Raw genomic sequence first — 22,458 nt, forward strand, 5'->3', positions numbered from 1 at the left:
TAAATTTCGTGGATACTTATGTGTATAAAGTTTACTCTCTTAAAAGATCGTGAAACTGTAATTAAGTCCCTGACTCACTGGATTGACTCGAATTTGTATAGACCCATTACCGTTCTGGATGTGGCACGAAAATCCGGTTATTCATTGGCTTATATTCAACGAAACTTTCGCCAGGAGTGTGGCATAAGTATAGGTCTTTATATCCGAATCCGGAAACTTGAAAAAGCCGCGCATATGCTCAGACATACGCAACTTTCTGTTTCAGATATATTTACAATGTTAGGCTATGAAGAGCCGTCAACCTTCAGCAGAGCGTTCTCAAATCAATATGGACTTTCCCCAACCAAATACCGTGAGTTGGCTAAAAAAAGGGATTACCTGAATGGTTTGTCGATGTTGATTACTGAGGTAACGCGCGACTAATCCTTTGAAGCACTGAGACGCAAGCGCCACAAATCATAGCGCTCCTCTCCCGGTTTAACGGCTCCCGCAAAATGGTCATTGAGGCGACTTGAGGTAAAGATCAGCTCCCCGTTCGGACGGATTGCCGGCGTGTCTGGCCAGCGCACCTCTTCATTTGCCGCAACCAGCGACATGGAATGGGTCTCAGGATCGTATCTGACGATACCATTGCGTGTGACATCGGTGATGTAGAGGTTGCCTTTTTCATCTGTCACCATCCCGTCGGTATTGCCTCCCACGCTACCCAAATCGCGGATCTGTTCGGCGATTTGCGCATTGGTTGACGCAGGCTGCCTCAGTATCGCGGTGGGTACCGCATACGCACGGGTTCCGGTTGTCACCGTCCAGTACAGTGTGCCCGCATCGGGAGAGAGCGCAATGCCATTGATACCAATCAGTAAGGGTTTACCTGGCCAGACTTCCGCTCCATGCGAGACGACGTCAACGCCAGGCTCAATCTGCAGCGCAGGGTGACGATCGAGCACGCGCCGGGCCGTACCGGTAGCGAAATCGACGATAATCAGCCCCACCTGGTTGTCAGGAGCACTCCGCGATCCGCTGTCGGAAATATAAGCGACACGGCGGTTCTCATCGACCACCACATCATTCAGGAAACTGGCTTTGCGGTCCGCCACATCATCCAGAGCGATACGTTTAATGGTGCGGCCTGAGTTGAGATCCAGCACCGCCAGCTTCTGCGACCCCGCAGGCGATTGGGCTTCTCCCGCGACGAACCCCATATCCAGCGCCCATAGCCAGCCGTTTTTACGGTCAATATAAAAACCGAGCACGTTGCGCAGGCTGTGAGCGGGATCGGTGTTCACCGCATTGCCCTCGCGGGACGGAAACGCCGTCAGGCGGGCAGGGCCGGACTGCGACGTGGTATCCAGAATACTCAACGTGGCGGGGGCTGCGGCGGAAACCAGCCGGGGCGTACTGACAAAGGCCCGGTCGCTGGCATCAAAATGGATACCTGCAATGGGCGCATTCACTGAGCCGGTAAACGTCGTCGGCGTTTGCCCGTCCTGCGGGCTATCCCAGGTTACGCCAGCATAGCTACGCCAGCGCTCAAGGGGGGCGTGATTCTCTGCACTGGCGAAGAGCGGAAAAGAGAACAATGCCGCCATCGCGATGGCGGGCAGAATAAGGGCGCGGTTGAACATTGGCAGACTCCAGTGGCACGTTCAGGTGATGAATGCAGGCCACTTTACTCATCGCCCAACGGGAGATAAATTAGCCAGATTGAAAAACATTTGTTCCTGAGAGAGCAAAATGAGCCGGAAATTCGATTACCTCGGCGACGTTGAAGTCTTCATTGCTGTGGTTGAACACGGCTCCTTTACGGGCGCAGCGGTTGCCCTTTCAACCACGCCTTCGGTGCTGAGCCGCGCGGTCACCCGCCTGGAGGCGCGTCTTGGACGGCAGCTGTTACAGCGCACGACCCGCCGGGTGGGGCTGACAGAAGCCGGACGCGTCTATCTTGAGCAGGCGCGTACTGCGTTCTCTCTGCTTGATGACGCCGAACGCGTTGGCCGGGGTCAGGAGGGTGATCTGACCGGTCGCGTGAGAATGAGTGTCCCCACCACCTATGCCCACTACCGCCTGCCCCCGCTGTTGGCGCAGTATAATCAACGCTATCCACGCGTTCAGGTGGAGCTGAACATTACCAATCGCAACGTTGACCTGATCGCGGAGGGGTTCGATCTGGCGATCCGTCTGGGACAGCTGCCCGACAGTGGGCTTGTGGCGCGTAAGCTGGAAGAGGCGGCATTGCTGCTGGTCGCCTCCCCGGACTACCTGCATCGGAGAGGGAGACCTCAGACGCTGGAGGCGTTGCAGCATCATCAGTGCCTGCCGTTTATCATGCCGCGCACCGGGCGTATCGCCCCCTGGGTATTTCGGGATGAAGGGCGCGATATTGACTGGTTGCCGGGGTCAACCATCGAAATATCAGACGATGTACTCGGCGTGGTGTCGCTCGCGGAGCAGGGGATGGGGATCTGCCAGAGCTATGAATTTATCGTCCGGGACAGAATACAGCGCGGCCAGTTAGTTGAGGTGCTGCCACAACTCCGGGGACGATCGCGACCTTTTTCCGTGCTGTTTGCACCGCACCGACATCAGTCGGCAGCCACCCGGGCAATGATTGATCTTCTGACCCGGCAAGAAGGCGTTGAGGGTTGATTTTGTTGCCTGGTCAGTTAACACATCGCGCGTGCCATTTCTCGCCATCCGCAGGAGCAGGCGCAAAGCCCCGCTAACCCGCCTCCAGCATGCCAAAGCTCACGATCCGCGACCGGCCCAGCTCTTTCGCCCGGTATAACGCCACATCCGCGGCGCGCAGCAGGTTGTCGGTCTGGGCATGTTGCGGGTAGCTGGCAATCCCAATCGACACGTCCACCGGCCCAATCTCGGTCAGCCCGTAGCGAAGCGACAGCTCATGCACGCCGATGTAAATCTTCTGCGCACAGGCGTGCGCTTCTTCTTCATCGGCACCGGAAAGCAGCACCAGAAACTCTTCGCCTCCGTAACGAAATGCCAACCCGTTGTCATGTGTGGCCCGCTGAACAATCGACGCCACGCTTTTGATAACCAGGTCGCCCGCTTCATGGCCGAACCGGTCATTAATGCTTTTGAAGTGGTCGATATCGATCATCATGCAGCTTAACGGCTCGCCGCTGCGCATCGCCTGTGCCGTTTGGGTTTGCAGGGTATCTTCCAGATGATGACGATTACGCAGGCCGGTGAGCGGGTCAAACAACGCTTTTTCCAGCAACGCGTCGCGCAGACGCTGGTTGGCCAGCGCCAGCCCAAGTGCTTCAGCCATCAGTTCCAGATAGGCGCGGTAAGGGGCATTTTCTGCAGTGATATTCTGGAAGGAGAGTAAACCAATGGCCTCGCCCTGGGCGATAAGGGGGACGCACAGCGAACTGTCCCCTTCTGACGCCGGCAGGTGATAGCAGGCAATATCCGGTTCACCGTTTACCGGCGGGTGGCTCTGCCCGCGCCGTATGGCCCAGCACTCATCCGGAGGGAACGTGGCTTCTTCACCGGTCGGCGACAACCAGTGCGCGACGCAGCGCATCTGCCACGGATCGCGGTCGAGGACGTAGAGCCGGCCCGCGATCCCCGGCGCGATATTGGGGGCAAACAGCTCCGCCACGTTAATCACATCGTTAACTTTCTCACACCCCTGCAGCCGCTGGGTCATGCGCGCCAGCAGCTCGCGGATGGCCCATTCGGCATCACGCTCTCTTTCCAGACGCTGTCGCGCAAGCCCGTTTTCACGGAAGATGCGGATGGCCTGCGCCATGTCACCTATCTCATCAATCTGGTTGAAATTGGGCGTTTCAACCGCGTAATCCTGTGACGCCAGGCGGTGCACCACGTCGCTCAACCGCACCACGGGGCGCAGCACGCGACGTTTCAGGATAAAACCAAGGACAAACAGGAACAGCAGGGCGGTCAGGCCGACCATCATTTCAGAAGCCGTACGCAGCGCTTTCGATTTTTTTGTCGCCTCCTGAACGGAGGCGATAACGCGTTTGTCGAGTATCTGGCGAAAGTGATCGATCTGGTTCTGGGCGCGCTCAAGCTCCTGCTCATAGGGTGCGCCATAAAGCAGGGCAACGGCCTGAGCGTCGTCACCCTGTTCAAGGCTGTTCAGTGCGGTTTGCTGTTCGTCCTGCAGTTCATCGACGATCTTTATTCCTTCATGCAGCAGGGCCAGTTCTTCATCCGAAGCGCCATTATCCTGCAGCTTTTCCAGCCGAAGCTCGATGCGCTTCAGGCTGTTTTCGGCCTGGTTATATTCTTTGAGAACCTGCGGATCTTTTTTGATGACGTACAGCCGGGCTAAATCAGACTGCGCCCAGATATCGGTTTCGATATCTTCCGTAAGCGCATCAAAACGCTGGCGTTGTTCAACGGCCTGACGCTCAAGCGTGTCGGCATTGGACGCCATCAGCATGATGATGCCAGAGGCGATGGTCAGGCAGACCGTGGCACCGTAGGCCCAGTTTGTTATCGTCGCGATTCGCACCAGATGATCCTTTTACAACATGAAGAGGACGGCGTTCTTCAAATTATAGAAAACGTTTGATTTAAGGCGAAAAAAAAGGCGGCACAGTGCCGCCTGGTGAGGTCTTTATCGTCACATCCTTACAAATCTGGAGGGTTTTTTCCCTCTTCAATGAAATCCGCGTCCAGCTCTTCGGCGTTGCCTTCGTGGTCGCGCCCGGAGAAGAGGTTCCAGCAGGCGATAAACAGCGCAGCAATCAGCGGTCCAATGACAAAGCCGTTAATGCCGTACAACTCCATACCGCCGAGGGTGGAGATCAGGATCAGGTAGTCCGGCATTTTGGTGTCTTTCCCCACCAGCAGCGGGCGCAGGATGTTATCTACCAGCCCGACGACGATCACGAAGAAGCCGACAATAAACAGCCCTTGCCAGATCTGATGCGTGGCGAAGAGGAAAATGGCGGCCGGTACCCAGACAATCGCCGAGCCGATGGCCGGCACCAGCGAGAGGAACGCCATCAGCGCGCCCCAGAGTACGCTGCCGTCGATACCCGCAATTGCAAAGGCAATTCCGCCGAGTATGCCCTGCACCACGGCCACCGCCGCCGTCCCTTTTACCGTGGCGCGGGAAACGCCGACGAACTTGGCGAACAGGTGTTGCTTGGCGAAATCGGACAGGGGCAGGGAGTCGAGGATCTGGCGCACCAGATACGGGCCGTCTTTCAGCAGGAAGAACAGCAGATAGAGCATGATGCCGAAGCTAATGGCGAAGCCAAACGTGCCTTTGCCAATCAGAAACGCGCTGCCGGCGAGATATTGCCCGCCCTGCAGGGCGACATCGGAGAGTTTTTTCTGGATCTGCGCGGCGTTGGTCAGGTTGTGATCCGCGAGGAAACCGCTGGCCCAGTCAGGCAGATGATTGAAAATGCTGGCCACCACCTCCGGGAATTGGGTGTTGTTCTCCTGCAGTTTGGTGTACACCACGTTCAGCTCAATGGCGAGTGAAGAGAGGATCACCATCAGCGGGATAAAGACGATCAGACAGATAATGCCGATGGTCAACAACGAGGCCAGCCCGTTGCGATCCCCCAGCGCGGCGCGCAGCTTGTTTTTTACCGGGTTAAAGATGACGGTCAGAATGGCGGCCCACAGAATGGCGGAAAAGTAGGGCGACAGCACGTCGAAGAACGCCCATGTCACAAGGGCGAGGATGAAAATAAAGAAACCTTTGGTCAGTCCGTTAAAGCGCATCAGTCAGTCCTGGTTACTAAGAAACTGTGTCGACTATAGAACTGATTGTGAGAATTACCAACCCTTGCGCCGGGTGGCGTTGCGGTATGACGCCGCTCTTCACGGATACCACTTTCGACTGACCGAAGAACGTCTCGTCCGGCACCATGCTGTAAGTATCTGCTTGCGGAGGTGTCTATGGCCTGGCGTCCGATTCTCTATGTGATCCTCACCACCCACCCCAGACTCAGCGCGCGGCGTGCCCGATTACGTCTGGTCATCTAGCTTTTTATTAACAATCGCGGTATAACACACCTTCTTTGGATGTTTAGATGTCCATACGTATAGAAGGTAATATGCAAACACAACAAGAAAATGGGCAGCTTAAGCGCACCATGAAAACACGCCACCTGATTATGCTCTCGCTGGGTGGCGTCATTGGGACAGGGTTATTTTTCAATACCGGATACATTATTTCGACGACCGGGGCGGCCGGTACGCTACTGGCGTACCTGATAGGCGCGCTGGTGGTCTGGCTGGTAATGCAGTGTCTGGGCGAGCTCTCCGTGGCGATGCCGGAAACCGGCGCGTTCCACGTCTATGCCGCGCGTTATCTTGGCCCGGCGACGGGTTACACCGTGGCGTGGCTCTACTGGCTCACCTGGACGGTGGCGCTCGGGTCGAGTTTTACCGCCGCCGGGTTCTGTATGCAGTACTGGTTCCCGCAGGTGCCCGTCTGGGCGTGGTGCGTGGTCTTCTGCGTGGTGATTTTTGGCCTTAACGTCATCTCCACGCGCTTCTTTGCGGAAGGTGAGTTCTGGTTCTCCCTGGTGAAAGTCATCACCATTATCGCCTTTATTATTCTTGGCGGTGCGGCGGTCTTTGGCTTTATCCCGATGCAGGACGGTTCACCCGCGCCGGGCTTAAGCAACATCACCGCCGAGGGCTGGTTCCCGCACGGCGGTCTGCCGATCCTGATGACCATGGTGGCGGTGAACTTTGCCTTCTCCGGGACCGAACTGATCGGTATCGCGGCGGGTGAAACGGAAAACCCGCACAAGGTGATCCCGGTGGCTATCCGTACCACCATTGCCCGGCTGATTATCTTCTTTATCGGTACTGTTTTTGTGCTGGCGGCGCTGATCCCGATGCAGCAGGCGGGCGTGGAAAAGAGTCCGTTCGTGCTGGTGTTTGAAAAGGTGGGGATTCCTTACGCGGCGGACATCTTTAACTTTGTGATTTTGACGGCGATCCTCTCGGCGGCGAACTCCGGGCTGTATGCCTCCGGGCGCATGCTGTGGTCGCTCTCTAATGAGAAAACGCTGCCGCGCTGCTTTGCCCGGGTGAACAAAAACGGCGTGCCGCTGACGGCGCTCTCCGTTTCCATGCTCGGCGGCGTACTGGCGTTGTTCTCAAGCGTGGTGGCGCCGGATACGGTGTTCGTGGCGCTCTCGGCAATTTCGGGCTTTGCCGTAGTGGCGGTCTGGATCAGCATCTGCGCGTCGCACTTCGTTTTCCGTCGTCGTCATCTGCAGTCCGGCCAGCCGCTCTCTGCGCTGCAGTACCGTGCGCCGTGGTATCCGCTGGTGCCGGTACTCGGTTTTATCCTCTGCGTGGTGGCCTGTGTCGGCCTGTGGTTTGACCCGAGCCAGCGCATTGCCCTTTATTGCGGGATTCCGTTTGTCGCCCTGTGTTATGGTGCGTACTACCTGACCCGAAATATGACATCGCAGGAGCCTGAACATGTCGCAGAATAATCCGCTTACCGCCATCCTCGAAAAACAGCCGTTTGTGGTGCTGGATGGCGCGATGGCGACGGAGCTGGAAGCGCGGGGATGTAATCTTGCAGACAACCTCTGGTCTGCCAAAGTACTGATGGAAAACCCGGAGCTCATCCGTGAAGTCCACCTCGATTACTACCGGGCTGGCGCGCAGGTGGCCATAACCGCCAGCTATCAGGCGACGCCTGCGGGCTTTGCGGCACGCGGCCTCGATGAAGCGCAATCCCGGGCGCTGATCGGCAAAAGCGTGGCGCTGGCGCGCAAGGCGCGTGAAGCGTATCTGGCTGAAAATGCGCATGCGGGCACGCTGCTGGTCGCCGGCTCCGTGGGGCCGTATGGCGCCTTTCTGGCGGATGGCTCGGAATATCGCGGCGACTATGTGCGCAGTGCTGAAGAGTTTACTGCTTTCCACCGCCCGCGCGTGGAAGCGCTGCTGGATGCCGGTGCCGATCTGCTGGCGTGTGAAACGCTGCCGTCCTTTGCGGAAATCAGGGCGCTGGCGGCACTTCTGGCCGAGTATCCCCGCGCCCGGGCGTGGTTCTCGTTTACCTTACGTGATAGCGAACACCTGAGCGACGGTACGCCGCTGCGTGATGTGGTCAGCGTGTTGGCAAGCTCTCCGCAGATAGTCGCGCTGGGCATTAACTGTATCGCTCTGGAAAACACGACGGCGGCGTTGAAACATCTGCAAAGCCTGACGGCGCTGCCGCTGGTGGTCTACCCGAACTCGGGCGAGCATTATGATGCGGTGACCAAAACCTGGCACCACCACGGCGAAGCGTGTGAGACGCTGGCGGGGTATCTGCCCCAGTGGCTGGACGCCGGTGCGAAGCTGATTGGCGGATGCTGTCGCACCACGCCGAAGGATATTGCTGAGCTTAACGCGAAGCGCTGAGGCCCTCACCCTAACCCTCTCCCACGGGGCTGAGGGATCCCCACAAAATAATGTCTGCACAGTCGACCCCCTCTCCCTTGAGGGAGAGGGCTGGGGTGAGGGGGGAACATACGACTGTGGAGGTAATTCCGTTCACTTTGTGTTCCTTGCTACTCTGTAACGACATGACCGGTGAACGTGCCAGGGTGGCTCAATCGCCACCACCCTGGCGACCCGGGCTCCCGGCGGTAAATCGCCGCTTCGCGGATTGCTCGCCCCATCCTTGGGGCTCACCCTTTCAGGGCCAGCGCAGGCGCTGTCCAAAATTGCTCCCGGCAATTTTGTCCTCAGCTTATTCCTTCAGGCTATCGGGTCGGGCATGAGCCTGCATCCCTGCAGGCCACGCCCTCTCGGCGCATCCCTGCGCCTCGCCCCGGCCTTACGGAAACGCCTCGGCGATTTACAGCCGGACCAGGGCATCGCTGTAATTCATTCATTTTCCTGAAACAACCTTCGTCGCTTTCGGTAAAAAAATTACTGGGGATCCCTCAGCCCACGGGGAGAGGGAAAAAACACCGCACAAAATTCACTATCCTTTCCCGCTTTTTATCTAAAAACGAATGGTTATTAGCGATTCGTTTTAATTCCTTTATCAAAATTCCTCCGCCGGAAATACTGCCCTCATAACAACAAGGGGAGCAGGCATTATGGCAATTTCATCGCGAATCACACTACTCGGCGCCCTGGCGCTGTGGGCATTTCAGGCGCAGGCGGTGGACGTCACCGTCGCGTATCAAACCTCTGCGGAACCGGCGAAAGTCGCGCAGGCGGATAACACCTTTGCCAAAGAGAGCGGCGCAAAAGTTGACTGGCGTAAGTTCGACAGCGGGGCGGCCGTGGTGCGCGCGCTGGCGTCCGGCGATGTGCAGATCGGCAATATCGGATCCAGCCCGCTGGCGGTCGCGGCCAGCCAGCAGGTACCGATTGAGGTGTTCCTGCTGGCGTCACAGCTCGGTAACTCCGAAGCGCTGGTGGTGAAGAAAAACATCACCAAACCGGAAGATCTGATCGGCAAGCGTATCGCCGTGCCGTTTATCTCCACCACTCACTACAGCCTGCTGGCGGCGCTCAAACACTGGGGCATCAAACCGGGTCAGGTACAAATTATCAACCTGCAGCCGCCGGCCATTATCGCGGCCTGGCAGCGCGGCGATATTGACGGGGCTTACGTCTGGGCACCGGCCGTGAACGAGCTGGAAAAAGAGGGCACCGTGCTGACCGACTCCGAAAAAGTGGGCCAGTGGGGCGCGCCAACCCTCGACGTATGGGTCGTGCGTAAAGACTTCGCTGAGAAGCATCCTGAGGTGGTGAAGGCCTTTGCCAAAAGCGCCATTGACGCCCAGCAGCCCTACATCAGCAACCCGGATGAGTGGCTGAAGCAGCCTGCCAACCTGGAAAAACTCTCCCGCCTGAGCGGCGTGCCGGAAGCGGACGTGCCGGGGCTGGTGAAGGGTAATACCTATCTGACCCCCGCGCAGCAGGTACAACAGCTGACCGGGCCGGTAAACAAAGCGATTGTGGATACGGCCACTTTCCTGAAAGAGCAGGGCAAAGTGCCCGCTGTGGCGACGGATTACAGCCAGTACGTGACCGACCGCTTTGTGAAATAAGGAGTCCGCCATGCTGAATATTACAAATCTGTCTGCCGATTACGGTGGTAAACCCGCGTTAGAAGAGATCAACCTGACGCTGGACAGCGGGGAGTTGCTGGTGGTGCTGGGTCCGTCCGGGTGCGGGAAAACCACGCTGCTGAATCTGATCGCCGGGTTTGTACCGTATCAGCATGGCACCATTCAACTGGAAGGCAAAAGGGTGGAGGGCCCGGGCGCCGAGCGCGGCGTGGTCTTCCAGAACGAAGGGCTGCTCCCCTGGCGCAACGTGCAGGAAAACGTGGCATTTGGGCTGCAGCTTGCGGGCGTCAGTCGTGAAAAAAGGCTGACCATCGCGCGGGAGATGCTGAAAAAGGTGGGGCTCGAAGGGGCCGAAAAGCGGTTTATCTGGCAGCTTTCCGGCGGCCAGCGCCAGCGGGTCGGCATTGCCCGCGCGCTGGCGGCTAACCCGCAGCTGTTACTGCTGGATGAACCGTTCGGCGCGCTGGATGCGTTCACCCGGGAGCAGATGCAAACCCTGCTTTTACGCCTGTGGCATGAAACGGGCAAGCAGGTGCTGCTGATCACCCATGATATTGAAGAGGCGGTATTTATGGCCACCGAACTGGTGCTGCTTTCACCGGGGCCGGGTCGCGTGCGGGAGCGCTTACCGCTGGATTTTGCCCGCCGCTACGTTGCGGGGGAACCCGTGCGCAGCATCAAATCCGATCCGCTGTTTATTGAACAGCGTGAATACGTCTTAAGCCGCGTGTTTGACCAACGGGAGGCTTTCTCATGAGCATTGTCTTCAGTGAAAAAACGCGCCGCACGCGCCTCAGCTTACGCTGGCCGTTCTCCCGCCAGATCACGCTCAGCGTGGGGACGTTGCTGGCGTTACTCGCGGTGTGGTGGCTGGTTGCCGCGCAGGCGTGGGTCAGCCCGCTGTTCCTGCCGCCGCCGGGACAGGTGCTGGCCAAACTGATTACCATCGCCGGGCCGCAGGGCTTTATGGATGCCACGCTCTGGCAGCATCTCGGTGCAAGCCTGACGCGCATTCTGGTGGCGCTGCTGGCGGCGGTGGTGCTGGGTATTCCGGTCGGCATCGCGATGGGGTTAAGCCCGACGGTGCGCGGCATTCTTGACCCGCTGATTGAGCTTTACCGCCCGGTGCCGCCGCTGGCGTATCTGCCGCTGATGGTGATCTGGTTCGGCATTGGTGAAACGTCAAAGATCCTGCTGATCTATCTGGCGATTTTTGCCCCGGTAGCCATGTCCGCTCTGGCGGGGGTGAAAAGCGCCCAGCAGGTAAGGATCCGCGCGGCGCAGTCGCTGGGTGCCAGCCGAACGCAGGTGCTGCTGTTCGTGATTTTACCGGGCGCGCTGCCGGAAATTTTAACCGGGTTACGCATTGGACTTGGCGTGGGCTGGTCAACGCTGGTGGCGGCTGAGCTGATCGCCGCCACGCGGGGATTAGGGTTTATGGTGCAGTCGGCGGGAGAGTTTCTGGCGACTGACGTGGTGCTGGCAGGGATCGCGGTGATCGCCGTGATCGCCTTCGGATTAGAACTGGGGCTGCGCGCGTTACAGCGCCGTCTGACGCCCTGGCATGGAGAAATACAATGAGTGAACGTCTGACCATTACCCCACTGGGGCCGTTTATTGGCGCGCAGGTGTCGGGCCTGGATGTAACCCGTCCCCTGAGCGATAATCAGTTCGAGCAGTTGTACCATGCGGTGCTGCGCCATCAGGTTGTATTCCTGCGCGAGCAGGCGCTCACCCCGCAGCAGCAGCGTGCGCTGGCCCTGCGCTTTGGCGATCTGCATATTCATCCGGTTTATCCGCATGCCGAAGGGGTAGAGGAGATTATCGTCCTGGATACCCACAACGATAACCCGCCGGATAACGATAACTGGCATACCGATGTGACCTTTATCGAGACGCCACCGGCCGGGGCGATTCTGGCGGCGAAGCAGCTGCCGGAAACGGGAGGCGATACGCTGTGGACCAGCGGTATCGCGGCTTATGAGGCGCTGTCGGCACCGTTCCGGACGTTGCTGAGCGGCCTGCGGGCGGAGCATGACTTCAAAAAGTCGTTCCCGGAATACAAGTACCGGAAAACCGAGGCGGAGCATCAGCGCTGGCTGGAGGCGGTTGCGAAACATCCGCCGCTGCTGCACCCGGTGGTGCGCACCCATCCGGTCACGGGCAAGCAGGCGCTGTTTGTGAACGAAGGGTTCACGACGCGCATTGTGGACGTGACGGAAAAAGAGAGTGAGGCGCTGTTAAGTTTCCTGTTCGCGCATATCACCAAACCGGAGTTCCAGGTGCGCTGGCGCTGGCAGGAGAACGATCTGGCAATCTGGGATAACCGCGTGACACAGCACTATGCCAATGCAGACTATCTGCCCCAGCGGCGGATTATGCAGCGGGCGACGATTTTAGGGGATAAACCGTTTTACCGTGCATCTTGATTGCCGGGTGGCGGCGTTGCCTTACCCGGCCTACGTTTGAATGTAGGCCCGGTAAGCGTAGCGCCACCGGGCAATGGGGTTAAAGGTGCGCCTCAATATACCGCTGATAGCGGTTCGCCTTGAGATAACACAAATCCACCAGCACCAGCCCGTCGACGCAGTCGCTGAACGACGGGTCGCTGCCAAAATCAATAAACTGCACGCCGCCGGGTTCGCAAAGCTCGGAATACTGCTTGTAGAGTGGCGGAATACCGCAGCCAAGATTGCCGAGCAGGGATTTCAGCTTCGTCAGATCGTCCACGTAATCCACGCCGCCAAACTGCGCCAGAACGTCCGGCAGGGAGGCCGGGTAAGGCTGACGTGACGCGGCGAGCGGATGCGTCGCCGGGAACCACAGGCGGTAAAAGGCCACCAGCAGATCCCGTGCGGCAGGCGGTAAGCCGCCGGAAATGGAGACCGGGCCAAACAGGTAGCGATAGTGCGGATAGCGCGCCAGGTAAGCCCCAATGCCGGACCATAAATAATCCAGGCCGCGGCGACCCCAGTAGCGCGGCTGAATAAAGCTGCGCCCCAGCTCAATGCCGTGTTCCAGCACGTCCTGCATTTTATCGTCGTAGTGGAACAGGCTGTAGCTGTACAACCCTTCCAGACCGCGACGTTCAACCTGGCTGGCGGTTGGCATAAAGCGATATGCGCCGACGATCTCCAGATCCTCATCATCCCAGAGGATCAGGTGCAGATAATCATCATCGTAACGGTCAGTGTCCCGACGTTTACCGCTCCCTTCCTCCACCGCGCGAAAAGCAATCTCGCGCAGACGGCCCAGTTCGCGCAGCAGCGGGGCATCTTCCTGGCCGTTGCGCTGCCAAAGATAGATCGTTTTACCGTCACTGGTTTTGCCCAGACATTCGGCTTGCGCCAGCGCGCGTTTCAGGGTGGCACGATCTTCCGGACGGGCAATGGCGCACTGGGTTTTAAAGACGCCAGGCACTCCCTTGCCAAGACGCATCACGTGCTGACGACACTGCTCGGCCATCTCACGCGACGAAAGGGTGGCGCTATGCCAGTGATGCCAGGCAATCTGCTGGCCGATTTTTATCGGCAGCTGGCTGTGACGGCGGCGAAACATCTGTTGCATCAGCAGCAGCATCGACAGCGTCGGGGAGAGCAGCGTGCTGGCATAAAAGAGCAGGCTGTTGTGGGCCTGAATATGTACCGGAAGCAGCGGGACGCGCAGCTTGCCGGCGAGTTTGATAAATCCTGGGTGCCATTTTTTATCGCGAATGCCTTTGCGCGTGGGGCGAGAGACTTCGCCCGCCGGGAAGAAGATCAGCACGCCCGCATTTTGCAGATGCTGTTCCATCTGCACCAGAGATGTTTTCGCCGTCCTGCCGCCCATATTGTCCACCGGAATAAACAGCGAGCTGAGGGGCTCAAGGTGGGTCAGCATCCGGTTAGTGACGACTTTAACGTCGCGCCGCACGCGGGAGACGGCGTACAGCAACGCCAGCCCGTCCAGCGTCCCTGTCGGGTGGTTGGCAATAATGACCAGCGGGCCATGTTCGGGGATTTGTTCGAGGTCGCGGGCGGAAATGGTGCAGACGATATCAAGATGTTCCAGAACCTGCTCCACCATATCCAGCCCTTTCAGGTGGCGGTGGGCGGCGGCAAACTGCTGAAATTCGTCTTCGTAAAACAGTCTTTTTAACAGACTTTTTTGCCAGGGTGCAGGCCTCGCCTGAGGCCAAAGATCGTCGAGAACGCTATCGAGGCTAAACATGGTCACTCCTCCTGCCGTCTTGCCCAGACAGTAGAAGGAGGAGATGTCGGTTGTATTGCAGTTTGGTGAAGATTAGCGGAGGATTTTTTTCTCAGCCAGATCCAGTGCGAAGTAGCTGAAGATCAGATCCGCACCCGCGCGTTTGATCGCCCCCAGGCTTTCCAGGATCACTTTCTCTTCGTCAATCGCACCCGCCAGCGCGGCGAACTTGATCATCGCATATTCACCGCTGACCTGGTAAGCGCCCAGCGGCAGCTCGGTACGCTCGCGGATGTCGCGCAGAATATCCAGATACGCGCCAGCCGGTTTCACCATCAGGCAATCAGCACCCTGGGCTTCATCAAGCAGGGATTCGCGGATCGCTTCCCGACGGTTCAGCGGGTTCATCTGATAGGTTTTACGATCGCCCTTCAGCGCGGTACCGGCAGCTTCACGGAACGGGCCGTAGAAGGAAGAGGCAAATTTGGTGGAGTAGGACATGATGGCGGTGTCGGTAAAGCCCGCCGCATCCAGAGCCTGGCGAATTGCCTGAACCTGGCCGTCCATCGCGGCTGAAGGGGCGATGAAATCGGCTCCTGCAGCGGCCGCGACGACAGCCTGCTTGCCCAGGTTCAACAGGGTGGCATCGTTATCCACGCCATGATCGCACAGCACGCCGCAGTGGCCGTGCGAGGTATATTCGCAGAAGCAGGTGTCGGACATCACCACCATTTCCGGCACGGTCTCTTTGCAGATACGCGACATGCGGGCGACGAGGCCATCCTCTTTCCACGCGTCGCTGCCGGTCGCGTCGGTATGGTGGGAGATGCCGAAGGTCATCACCGAGCGGATCCCCGCGTTGGCGATACGTTCGATCTCACGCGCCAGATGCTTCTCAGGAATGCGCATCACGCCAGGCATGGCTTCGATGGCCTTGTAGTCATCAATCTCTTCTTCGACAAAAATCGGCAACACCAGATCGTTTAAGGTCAGGGTTGTCTCTTCAAACATGGCGCGCAGTGCAGGTGACTTGCGCAGGCGGCGGGGGCGTGCAATTAAATCGGTCATGGTATGCCTGATGTTTGTGGAACAAAGAGGGCTAGTGTACATCAAAGTGGCGGCTGTGGTTTTACGAAAGTGGGCTTTTTGTTAATGCGAAATGCGCTCTGCGATGTTTCAGGCGATGACTTTATATAACGAGAAAAGCGCGGTTTTAACGGCGTGAAGTATTGGTGAAATTTCTGTATTGAAATAGATATATCATAAATAATGATTTCTTATTCTTTAAAATATTCCCTGTGCTTATGGCGTTTATTTTCCATGTGACTGTTTTGTCGTGTTTGTTTACCCGTTTTTGATGCTGTTTGTCTGTATCCGGACTTAATTGAATCATTCATTGAACCTTTTCGAAATGAAAATGCATAATTCGCTGCGCAATAAAATATTGCCAAATGATTTGATGGACAAACTTGCTTATGTCCCTGAGGAGGGATGACCCAATGCAAACATGGAAAAAGAAACTGGTTGTATCTCAACTTGGATTAGCCTGTACCCTGGCTATCGCTTCTCAGGCCAATGCGAAAGATATTTCCGGCACGACATATAATATTTATGGATATGATAATACCGTGACGACACCCTGGTATTATGGGTATGCTGACTGGGATTACGCTGGTGACAGCCATGACGGTGATATTTATCCGGCGATTAATAAATCCACCGTGAATGGCGTTATTTCAACGTATTATCTGAACGATGGTGCTAATGGACAAACGCATTCGCTGAGTATATCTAACAGCACGATTAATGGCATGATCACTTCTGCCTGCATGGATACCACTTGTACCGAACATGATGGAACTCAGTACGATCGCTTTAGCCTGACGGTGGATAACACGACCATCAACGATGCCTATGAGCACTATGCTTATGATGTGGTTGACGGTAATAGCACTGAAGCGCACTCTCTGGATACTTACGCGCTGGGTAATGCCATCACGCTTGATGTTGAATCGGATATTGTCATTCAGAATAATTCCCACATAGCGGGTATTACGCTGACGCAGGGAACGCAGGAGCGAGACAACACACCGTATGATAACGTTGAAGGGGTGGCCAACAGCAGCAATGTCTTCACCAATACCCTGGTGGTAAAAGACTCTGTTCTGACGTCTGGCGCATACAGCGATCTGGGCACCAGCGGGTTCTACGGACAGACAGCGAAGCCGAGTGATTATGGTGAGAATAATGCCACCGCGTCAGATGATGCGGCGCTGATCGTTACTGCTGGTGCGTCTGACAACGCGATGCAAACCACCGCGACGTTTGATCACTCCACCGTGACGGGCGATATCCTCTTCACCAGCACCTTTGACAACAACTTCTATGAGAACGGGGATCCGGCAACCGATACCACCGCAGACGGCGTGTATAACCCAACCACCAACGGCTGGGATGGCACCGACAAGCTGGATGTCACGCTGACCAACGGCAGCAAATGGGTAGGTGCTGCGCAGTCCAGCGTGGAAGCCATCAGCACGTCACAAATGTATGGCCAGGGATACAGCAATGTTGACTGGCGAGCGCTCTCTCCGAACAGTATCTGGCCTGATTCCATCTACGACAGCAACGGTCACGTTGCAGGTGAGGATGTTTATCAGAGCGGTCTGTTTAACGTCACGCTGGATAACGGCTCTGAGTGGGATACCCGTAAGCAGTCGAATATCGATACGTTGAAGGTAAACAACCAGTCGCAGGTGAATGTTGAAAATTCTGGCCTGCTGGCGGATACCATCACTCTGACCAATGCCTCATCATTGAACGTGGGCGACAGCGGTGGCGTGGCGACCGACCATCTGTATCTGGACAGCTATAGCCTTGCGGCACTCACGGAAGAAACGGCTGAGCTGTATGCCAACACCATCACCGTCGATAACGGTGCTGAGCTGGCACTGGGTCTGGGCCAGGTTGATACGCACAATATGGTACTGACCGATGGCGGTGTGCTGAATGTAGCCAGCCGTGATTACGTGCTGAACAGCGATCTGAACAACGCACGCTATACCACTAACGATACGCACAAAGCCGATTACGACTATGGTGTTGTGGCGCTGAATTCTGACGGCCATCTGGCGGTGAACGGTGATGTCGCAGGCAACTACAAGGTGCGTATCGACGATGCGACGGGGGCCGGTTCCGTTGCCGATTACAAAAACAGAGAGATCGTCCGTGTCTATGACAATAACGCGGATACAGCAGCCAGCTTCACTGCCGCCAACAAAGCCGATTTAGGTGCTTATACCTACCAGGCGAAGCAGCAGGGGGATACCGTCGTTCTGCAGCAGAAAGAGCTGACCGACTACGCCAATATGGCGCTGAGCATTCCTTCTGCTAATACCAACATCTGGAACCTGCAGCAGGATACCGTAGGGACGCGTCTGACCAACAGCCGTCACGGCCTTGCGGATAACGGTGGGGCATGGGTGAGCTACTTTGGCGGCAACTTCGACGGTGACAACGGCGTTATCAGCTACGATCAGGACGTCAGCGGCATTATGGTGGGTCTGGATACGCAGATCGACGGTAATAACGCGAAGTGGATCGTCGGTGGCGCGGCAGGGTTCGCGAAGGGGGATATCAGCGATCGTACCGGTCAGGTTGATCAGGATAGCCAGACGGCGATGATCTATGCCTCAGCGAAGTTTGCGAACGATATGTTCCTCGACAGCTCCCTGAGCTATACCCGTTTCAATAATGATCTTTCCGCAACTATGAGCAAAGGTCAGTACGTGGACGGTAATACCACGACAGATGCAGTAGGCTTTGGAATGAAACTGGGCTATGACTGGAAACCCAACCTGTCTGGCTACGTGACGCCATACGCTGCCGTCTCGGGCCTGTTCCAGTCGGGTGATGATTACCGTCTGAGTAACGACATGCGCGTTGACGGGCAATCTTACGATAGCCTGCGTTATGAACTCGGCCTTGATGCGGGATACACCTTCAACTACAGCGGTGACCAGGCTCTGACGCCATACTTCAAACTGGCCTGGGTCTATGATGACGCTGATAACAATGCTGATATTAACGGTGACAGCATCGATAACGGCGTAGAAGGTTCCGCTGTGCGCGTGGGACTGGGGACACAGTTCAGCTTCACGAAGAACTTCAGCGCTTACACAGATGCCACTTATCTGGGCGGCGGCGACGTTGACCAGAACTGGGGCGCCAATGTGGGCGTGAAATATACCTGGTAATGTCTGTCAGCGGGGGGAATTATCCCCCGCTTTTTTATCGATAAAAATAAAAAATAATATTGAACCGACAAATACGGATGTCTTGAGGTCTGCATGAGCGTTAATGCGAAACCACTTGCTGAATTAAGCCGGCTCGAACAGTGTCTGATAGCAGCCAGTACCCCTTTTCAATCTGCGCCACAACAATTCATTCTATCCGGTGAGTATAATGAGCCCCGCACGATCGTATTACAAACCGGTATAATTGATATTTATCGTCATTCTGATGAATTGCTGGTGGGTATGGCAAAATCGCCATTTATTTTGGGCCTGTCCACCGTGATGATTAAACATTGCCAGAAATACAACGTGGTCGCCAAAACACCCTGCACGGGATTTTATTTATCGTCTGACACCACCCGGCAACTCATACAACAGAATGCGCTCTGGAAAGAGGCCTTCAGTTGGTTATCGTGGATAAATTACCTTCTTGCGAAACGCGATATGCAACTGGTGGGAAATAATTCCTACCACCAGATCCGCGCCATGCTGCTGAATATGGCGGAGTGGGATGAAACGCTGCGCTCAAAAATTGGTGTAATGAATCATATTCAACAAAGCACCCGAATTTCGCGCTCGGTGGTGGCAGAGGTTCTCGCCGCGCTTCGGCAAGGAAACTATATCAACATGAGCCGGGGCAAGCTGGTTAGCATCAACCGCTTGCCCATGGAGTATTAAGATCAGTTCGACGCGGTGAGCACCTGGGCTTTATTGGCGCTCAGTTCAGCCACTAAATTATTAATACCGTCACTCATATTGACGAAACGCGTATGCGGTGAGCGGGTGACCACCACGAACGCCCCCACGTTTGACTGTGGGATCATTGCCATATAGGTAATGAAGCCCCCGCCGCCGCCCGTTTTTTGGATAATACCCGGACGGCCATTTTTCGGCGCCATATAGACCCAGCCCAGGCCGAGGGCATCGGCTTTACCCGGCACGTCCATCCCGATGACGCGGTTCAACTGCGTACGCTGATAAATCAGGGTCTGCATCCGATCGGCCTGGCTGTTGCGAGTGTAGAAATCCGAGGAGAGGAACTGCTGCATCCAGCGCATCATATCACCAGGGGTGGAATACACCCCACCGCTGCCCACGGCTGCCAGCGTGTTATTACAGGGGCTTGCGCCTTTCTCGGCCACCATCAGACGACGGCACTGATCCGGGGAAGGGGTAAAGGTGGTGTCTTTCATCCCCAGCGGACGGGTGATCTGCTCTTCAAACAGCTGAGGGTAGGGTTTGCCGGCCGCCGTTGAGAGGGCATCCGCCAGCAGGTCAAATGCCAGGTTTGAATAAGAGGCCTGCGAACCCGGCGCCACCTTCAGCGTGGCGGTACTCAGGTAACTCCAGCGCTGGTCGCGCGTAGGCCAGACAAAGACGTCACGATGCGCCGCGCCGCCAGGCTGCTCACGCGGCAGGGCACTGGTATGGGTGGCAAGGTTCACCAGCCGGATCGGTGTCCCCTGATATGTCGGTACCCGCGCGCCCGGGGGCGCATATTTGCTGAGCGGGTCGTCGAGTTTCACCACGCCCTGGTCGAGGAGTTTCACCAGCATTTCGCTGGTCATCAGCTTGGTTAAGGACGCGATGCGGATAACGGAATCCAGCTGCGGGCGAACGTTATTACCCGGGCGCGTTTCGCCAAAGCTGCGGAACACTCGCTGGTTGCCGTCGATCACGACCAACGCCATCCCGGTCGCGCCGCTGCCGTAATAGATTAAATTCGCGTAGCGATCGGCAATATCAGAAGCTAAAACCGGCGCCGTCAGCGGTTGGGCTGCCTGGGCGGTAGAAAAGCTCACCGCACACAGCGCGGCAAAAAAGAGCAGACAACGTTTCAACGAAGAGCATCCATGAAGTGAATGAGGAAAGTAATGGGTATTTATACTACTAATCGATGTCGCGCAATGCCCCGAATTACATAACATAGCGAGAAAAACGTAACCATGGGTAAATATAAACAATTTACTCAGGCGCCATCTCCCATTTTGTGACATCGGGCTTATGATAGGCACCAGTGTCACTCAATTTTACGGAGAACGGTATGTCTGAGAAGCGTGTGGTGATGGTTGTCGATATGCAGCAAGGGGTGTTTGAGACCCCTCGTCTTCAGCGAGAAATATGTGTTTCGCGTATTAACCAGCTTACGCAGGCGGCCGATACCGTCATCTTTATTCAGCACACGGAAGAGGGTGGGCTTGAGGAGGGGAGTGAAGGTTTTGCCCTGCTTCCCGAGCTGGACCAGCCAGCCGGCGCGTTTTACGTGACGAAGACTGCCTGTGATGCCTTCTACAACACCGAGCTTGAGACGCTGCTGCGTGAGCAGGGCATTCACGAGTTTGTGATCTGCGGCTGCGCCACGGATTATTGTGTTGACGCGACAATCAAGAACGGCGTCAGTCGGGGGTATCACATCACCGTCGCAGAGGATGCCCATACCACATCCAACCGCCCGGCTGCAGAAGCACAGATCCTGATCAACCACCACAACGACGTCTGGCGTAACTTCATTGCGCCAGCGAATCCTCTCGCGGTGAAACGCACCGAAACAATTCTCGAAAACTGGAAAGCGAACTAATTATCAACCCCTGGGTCTGACCTTTTTGCCTGAGTCGGGAGACTGGCTCAGGCAGATTTTCGTGTGGTGATGTGTTGTACACAGCAACAGCCATAACAACAAGAAGGAAGCATTATGTTTAAGTCTTTTTTCCCAAAGCCGGGGCCTTTTTTCCTGTCGGCATTTCTTTGGGCACTGATCGCTGTCATTTTCTGGCAGGCGGGCGGCGGCGCGTGGCTGGCTCGCATTACCGGCGCGACGGGCGAAGTACCGATTAGCGCCGCGCGCTTCTGGTCGCTGAGCTACCTGCTGTTTTACGCCTATTACATGGTATGCGTGGGGCTGTTTGCGCTGTTCTGGTTTGTTTATTCTCCGCACCGCTGGCAGTACTGGTCAATTCTCGGCACATCGCTGATTATCTTTGTGACCTGGTTCCTCGTGGAAGTGGGCGTGGCGGTGAACGCCTGGTATGCACCGTTCTACGATCTGATCCAGACTGCCCTCAGTTCACCGCATAAGGTGACCATCAACCAGTTCTACCATGAAGTAGGGATCTTCCTCGGTATCGCTCTTATTGCGGTGGTCATCGGCGTGATGAACAACTTTTTCGTCAGCCACTACGTTTTCCGCTGGCGTACCGCGATGAACGAACATTACATGGCGCACTGGCAGCACCTGCGCCATATCGAAGGCGCCGCGCAGCGTGTGCAGGAAGACACCATGCGTTTCGCCTCCACCCTTGAAGACATGGGTGTCAGCTTTATCAATGCCATCATGACGCTGATTGCTTTCCTGCCTGTGCTGGTAACGCTCTCGGCGCACGTGCCGGATCTGCCGATTGTTGGTCATCTGCCGTATGGTCTGGTGATTGCCGCGATTGTCTGGTCGCTGATGGGAACGGGTTTGCTGGCGGTGGTGGGGATCAAACTGCCGGGACTGGAGTTTAAAAATCAACGCGTCGAAGCCGCATACCGTAAAGAGCTGGTTTACGGTGAAGACGATGCCAGCCGCGCCTCGCCGCCGACCGTCCGCGAGCTGTTTGGCGCCGTGCGTCGTAACTATTTCCGTCTCTACTTCCACTATATGTATTTCAACATTGCGCGTATTTTGTACCTGCAGGTGGATAATGTTTTCGGTTTGTTCCTGCTGTTTCCGTCGATTGTTGCGGGTACGATTACCCTCGGTCTGATGACGCAGATCACCAATGTTTTCGGTCAGGTTCGCGGGTCGTTTCAGTACCTGATCAGCTCCTGGACCACGCTGGTGGAGTTGATGTCCATCTACAAACGTCTGCGCAGCTTTGAACGCGAGCTGGACGATCGTGACCTGCAGGAAGTGACCAATACGTTTAGCTAATACA

18 protein-coding genes are annotated in these 22,458 nt (G+C 56.4%); 12 read left to right on the forward strand and 6 right to left on the reverse strand.

The genetic code is table 11. The features are described 5' to 3' along the window. Positions 1–18: 18 nt before the first annotated feature. Positions 19–423, forward strand: coding sequence for a helix-turn-helix domain-containing protein (locus tag SP99_RS04480; RefSeq protein WP_047957842.1), 405 nt, complete (start codon positions 19–21; stop codon positions 421–423). On the opposite strand, the gene SP99_RS04485 is transcribed toward SP99_RS04480, so the two are convergent. Next, positions 420–1,625: an L-dopachrome tautomerase-related protein gene (locus SP99_RS04485; RefSeq protein ID WP_047957843.1), complete on the reverse strand. Its 1,206-nt coding sequence runs from the start codon at positions 1,623–1,625 to the stop codon at positions 420–422. The two genes, SP99_RS04480 and SP99_RS04485, sit on opposite strands and share 4 nt — an antisense overlap. Positions 1,626–1,734: 109 nt before the next feature. Here SP99_RS04485 and SP99_RS04490 point away from each other — a divergent pair, with 109 nt between their 5' ends. Continuing rightward, on the forward strand, positions 1,735–2,646 hold the full coding sequence (locus SP99_RS04490; protein ID WP_047957844.1) for a LysR family transcriptional regulator: 912 nt from the start codon (positions 1,735–1,737) through the stop codon (positions 2,644–2,646). A 73-nt stretch (positions 2,647–2,719) separates the two neighbouring features. Here SP99_RS04490 and SP99_RS04495 read toward each other — a convergent pair whose 3' ends face one another. After that, entirely contained in the window at positions 2,720–4,504 is a 1,785-nt protein-coding gene (locus SP99_RS04495) for a diguanylate cyclase (RefSeq protein WP_047957845.1), read from the reverse strand. Between the two features lie 119 nt (positions 4,505–4,623). Beyond that, positions 4,624–5,733, reverse strand: coding sequence for an AI-2E family transporter (locus SP99_RS04500; RefSeq protein ID WP_008503245.1), 1,110 nt, complete (start codon positions 5,731–5,733; stop codon positions 4,624–4,626). Positions 5,734–6,068: 335 nt separating this feature from the next. On the opposite strand from SP99_RS04500, the gene mmuP reads away from it, so the two are divergent. From mmuP to tauD, 6 genes are all read left to right on the forward strand, one after another. Next, positions 6,069–7,469 carry an S-methylmethionine permease gene (gene mmuP, locus SP99_RS04505; RefSeq protein ID WP_008503244.1) on the forward strand — a complete coding sequence of 467 codons (1,401 nt, stop codon included), beginning with the start codon at positions 6,069–6,071 and terminating at the stop codon, positions 7,467–7,469. Continuing rightward, on the forward strand, positions 7,456–8,388 hold the full coding sequence (gene mmuM / locus SP99_RS04510; RefSeq protein ID WP_047957846.1) for a homocysteine S-methyltransferase: 933 nt from the start codon (positions 7,456–7,458) through the stop codon (positions 8,386–8,388). The genes mmuP and mmuM overlap by 14 nt, the downstream gene beginning before the upstream one ends. Positions 8,389–9,074: 686 nt before the next feature. Beyond that, entirely contained in the window at positions 9,075–10,037 is a 963-nt protein-coding gene (gene tauA, locus SP99_RS04515) for a taurine ABC transporter substrate-binding protein (RefSeq protein WP_025756238.1), read from the forward strand. A 10-nt stretch (positions 10,038–10,047) separates the two neighbouring features. Further along, complete coding sequence (tauB, locus tag SP99_RS04520) at positions 10,048–10,815, forward strand: taurine ABC transporter ATP-binding subunit (RefSeq protein ID WP_047957847.1); 768 nt, start codon at positions 10,048–10,050, stop codon at positions 10,813–10,815. Next, the gene (gene tauC / locus SP99_RS04525) at positions 10,812–11,639 is read left to right on the forward strand and encodes a taurine ABC transporter permease TauC (protein ID WP_047957848.1); all 828 of its coding nucleotides are present in this window, start codon (positions 10,812–10,814) and stop codon (positions 11,637–11,639) included. Before tauB ends, tauC begins: the two co-directional genes overlap by 4 nt. Further along, positions 11,636–12,487: a taurine dioxygenase gene (tauD, locus tag SP99_RS04530; protein WP_047957849.1), complete on the forward strand. Its 852-nt coding sequence runs from the start codon at positions 11,636–11,638 to the stop codon at positions 12,485–12,487. Before tauC ends, tauD begins: the two co-directional genes overlap by 4 nt. 79 nt (positions 12,488–12,566) lie before the next feature. Here the strand turns inward: tauD and SP99_RS04535 are convergent, their stop codons facing one another. Then, the gene (locus SP99_RS04535; protein WP_047957850.1) at positions 12,567–14,267 is read right to left on the reverse strand and encodes a bifunctional ornithine lipid synthase OlsF; all 1,701 of its coding nucleotides are present in this window, start codon (positions 14,265–14,267) and stop codon (positions 12,567–12,569) included. A gap of 72 nt (positions 14,268–14,339) precedes the next feature. Next, complete coding sequence (gene hemB / locus SP99_RS04540; RefSeq protein ID WP_025756233.1) at positions 14,340–15,314, reverse strand: porphobilinogen synthase; 975 nt, start codon at positions 15,312–15,314, stop codon at positions 14,340–14,342. A 431-nt stretch (positions 15,315–15,745) separates the two neighbouring features. On the opposite strand from hemB, the gene SP99_RS04545 reads away from it, so the two are divergent. Continuing rightward, positions 15,746–18,502, forward strand: coding sequence for an autotransporter outer membrane beta-barrel domain-containing protein (locus tag SP99_RS04545; RefSeq protein ID WP_047957851.1), 2,757 nt, complete (start codon positions 15,746–15,748; stop codon positions 18,500–18,502). A 93-nt stretch (positions 18,503–18,595) separates the two neighbouring features. After that, positions 18,596–19,219 carry a helix-turn-helix domain-containing protein gene (locus tag SP99_RS04550; RefSeq protein ID WP_047957852.1) on the forward strand — a complete coding sequence of 208 codons (624 nt, stop codon included), beginning with the start codon at positions 18,596–18,598 and terminating at the stop codon, positions 19,217–19,219. A 2-nt stretch (positions 19,220–19,221) separates the two neighbouring features. Here SP99_RS04550 and ampH read toward each other — a convergent pair whose 3' ends face one another. Continuing rightward, entirely contained in the window at positions 19,222–20,382 is a 1,161-nt protein-coding gene (gene ampH, locus SP99_RS04555) for a D-alanyl-D-alanine-carboxypeptidase/endopeptidase AmpH (protein ID WP_045285196.1), read from the reverse strand. A 203-nt stretch (positions 20,383–20,585) separates the two neighbouring features. Here ampH and SP99_RS04560 point away from each other — a divergent pair, with 203 nt between their 5' ends. Together SP99_RS04560 and sbmA are read left to right on the forward strand one after the other, a co-directional pair. Further along, positions 20,586–21,119 (forward strand): cysteine hydrolase family protein, encoded by a 534-nt coding sequence (locus SP99_RS04560; protein ID WP_047957853.1) that lies wholly within the window; start codon positions 20,586–20,588, stop codon positions 21,117–21,119. A 114-nt stretch (positions 21,120–21,233) separates the two neighbouring features. Further along, complete coding sequence (gene sbmA / locus SP99_RS04565; RefSeq protein WP_047957854.1) at positions 21,234–22,454, forward strand: peptide antibiotic transporter SbmA; 1,221 nt, start codon at positions 21,234–21,236, stop codon at positions 22,452–22,454. Positions 22,455–22,458: the final 4 nt, after the last annotated feature.

Origin of the sequence: Enterobacter sp. BIDMC92 (assembly GCF_001030225.1) — a bacterium.
In the GTDB taxonomy this organism is placed as follows: domain Bacteria; phylum Pseudomonadota; class Gammaproteobacteria; order Enterobacterales; family Enterobacteriaceae; genus Enterobacter; species Enterobacter sichuanensis.

Coding starts and splice junctions, on each gene's coding strand:
- SP99_RS04480 (WP_047957842.1), top strand. CDS start 19: ATGTGTATAAAGTTTACTCTCTTAAAAGATCGTGAAACTGTAATTAAG.
- tauA (WP_025756238.1), top strand. CDS start 9,075: ATGGCAATTTCATCGCGAATCACACTACTCGGCGCCCTGGCGCTGTGG.
- SP99_RS04545 (WP_047957851.1), top strand. CDS start 15,746: ATGCAAACATGGAAAAAGAAACTGGTTGTATCTCAACTTGGATTAGCC.
- SP99_RS04500 (WP_008503245.1), bottom strand. CDS start 5,733: ATGCGCTTTAACGGACTGACCAAAGGTTTCTTTATTTTCATCCTCGCC.
- SP99_RS04490 (WP_047957844.1), top strand. CDS start 1,735: ATGAGCCGGAAATTCGATTACCTCGGCGACGTTGAAGTCTTCATTGCT.
- SP99_RS04535 (WP_047957850.1), bottom strand. CDS start 14,267: ATGTTTAGCCTCGATAGCGTTCTCGACGATCTTTGGCCTCAGGCGAGG.
- tauC (WP_047957848.1), top strand. CDS start 10,812: ATGAGCATTGTCTTCAGTGAAAAAACGCGCCGCACGCGCCTCAGCTTA.
- tauD (WP_047957849.1), top strand. CDS start 11,636: ATGAGTGAACGTCTGACCATTACCCCACTGGGGCCGTTTATTGGCGCG.
- mmuM (WP_047957846.1), top strand. CDS start 7,456: ATGTCGCAGAATAATCCGCTTACCGCCATCCTCGAAAAACAGCCGTTT.
- SP99_RS04550 (WP_047957852.1), top strand. CDS start 18,596: ATGAGCGTTAATGCGAAACCACTTGCTGAATTAAGCCGGCTCGAACAG.
- hemB (WP_025756233.1), bottom strand. CDS start 15,314: ATGACCGATTTAATTGCACGCCCCCGCCGCCTGCGCAAGTCACCTGCA.
- SP99_RS04560 (WP_047957853.1), top strand. CDS start 20,586: ATGTCTGAGAAGCGTGTGGTGATGGTTGTCGATATGCAGCAAGGGGTG.
- mmuP (WP_008503244.1), top strand. CDS start 6,069: ATGCAAACACAACAAGAAAATGGGCAGCTTAAGCGCACCATGAAAACA.
- SP99_RS04485 (WP_047957843.1), bottom strand. CDS start 1,625: ATGTTCAACCGCGCCCTTATTCTGCCCGCCATCGCGATGGCGGCATTG.
- tauB (WP_047957847.1), top strand. CDS start 10,048: ATGCTGAATATTACAAATCTGTCTGCCGATTACGGTGGTAAACCCGCG.
- sbmA (WP_047957854.1), top strand. CDS start 21,234: ATGTTTAAGTCTTTTTTCCCAAAGCCGGGGCCTTTTTTCCTGTCGGCA.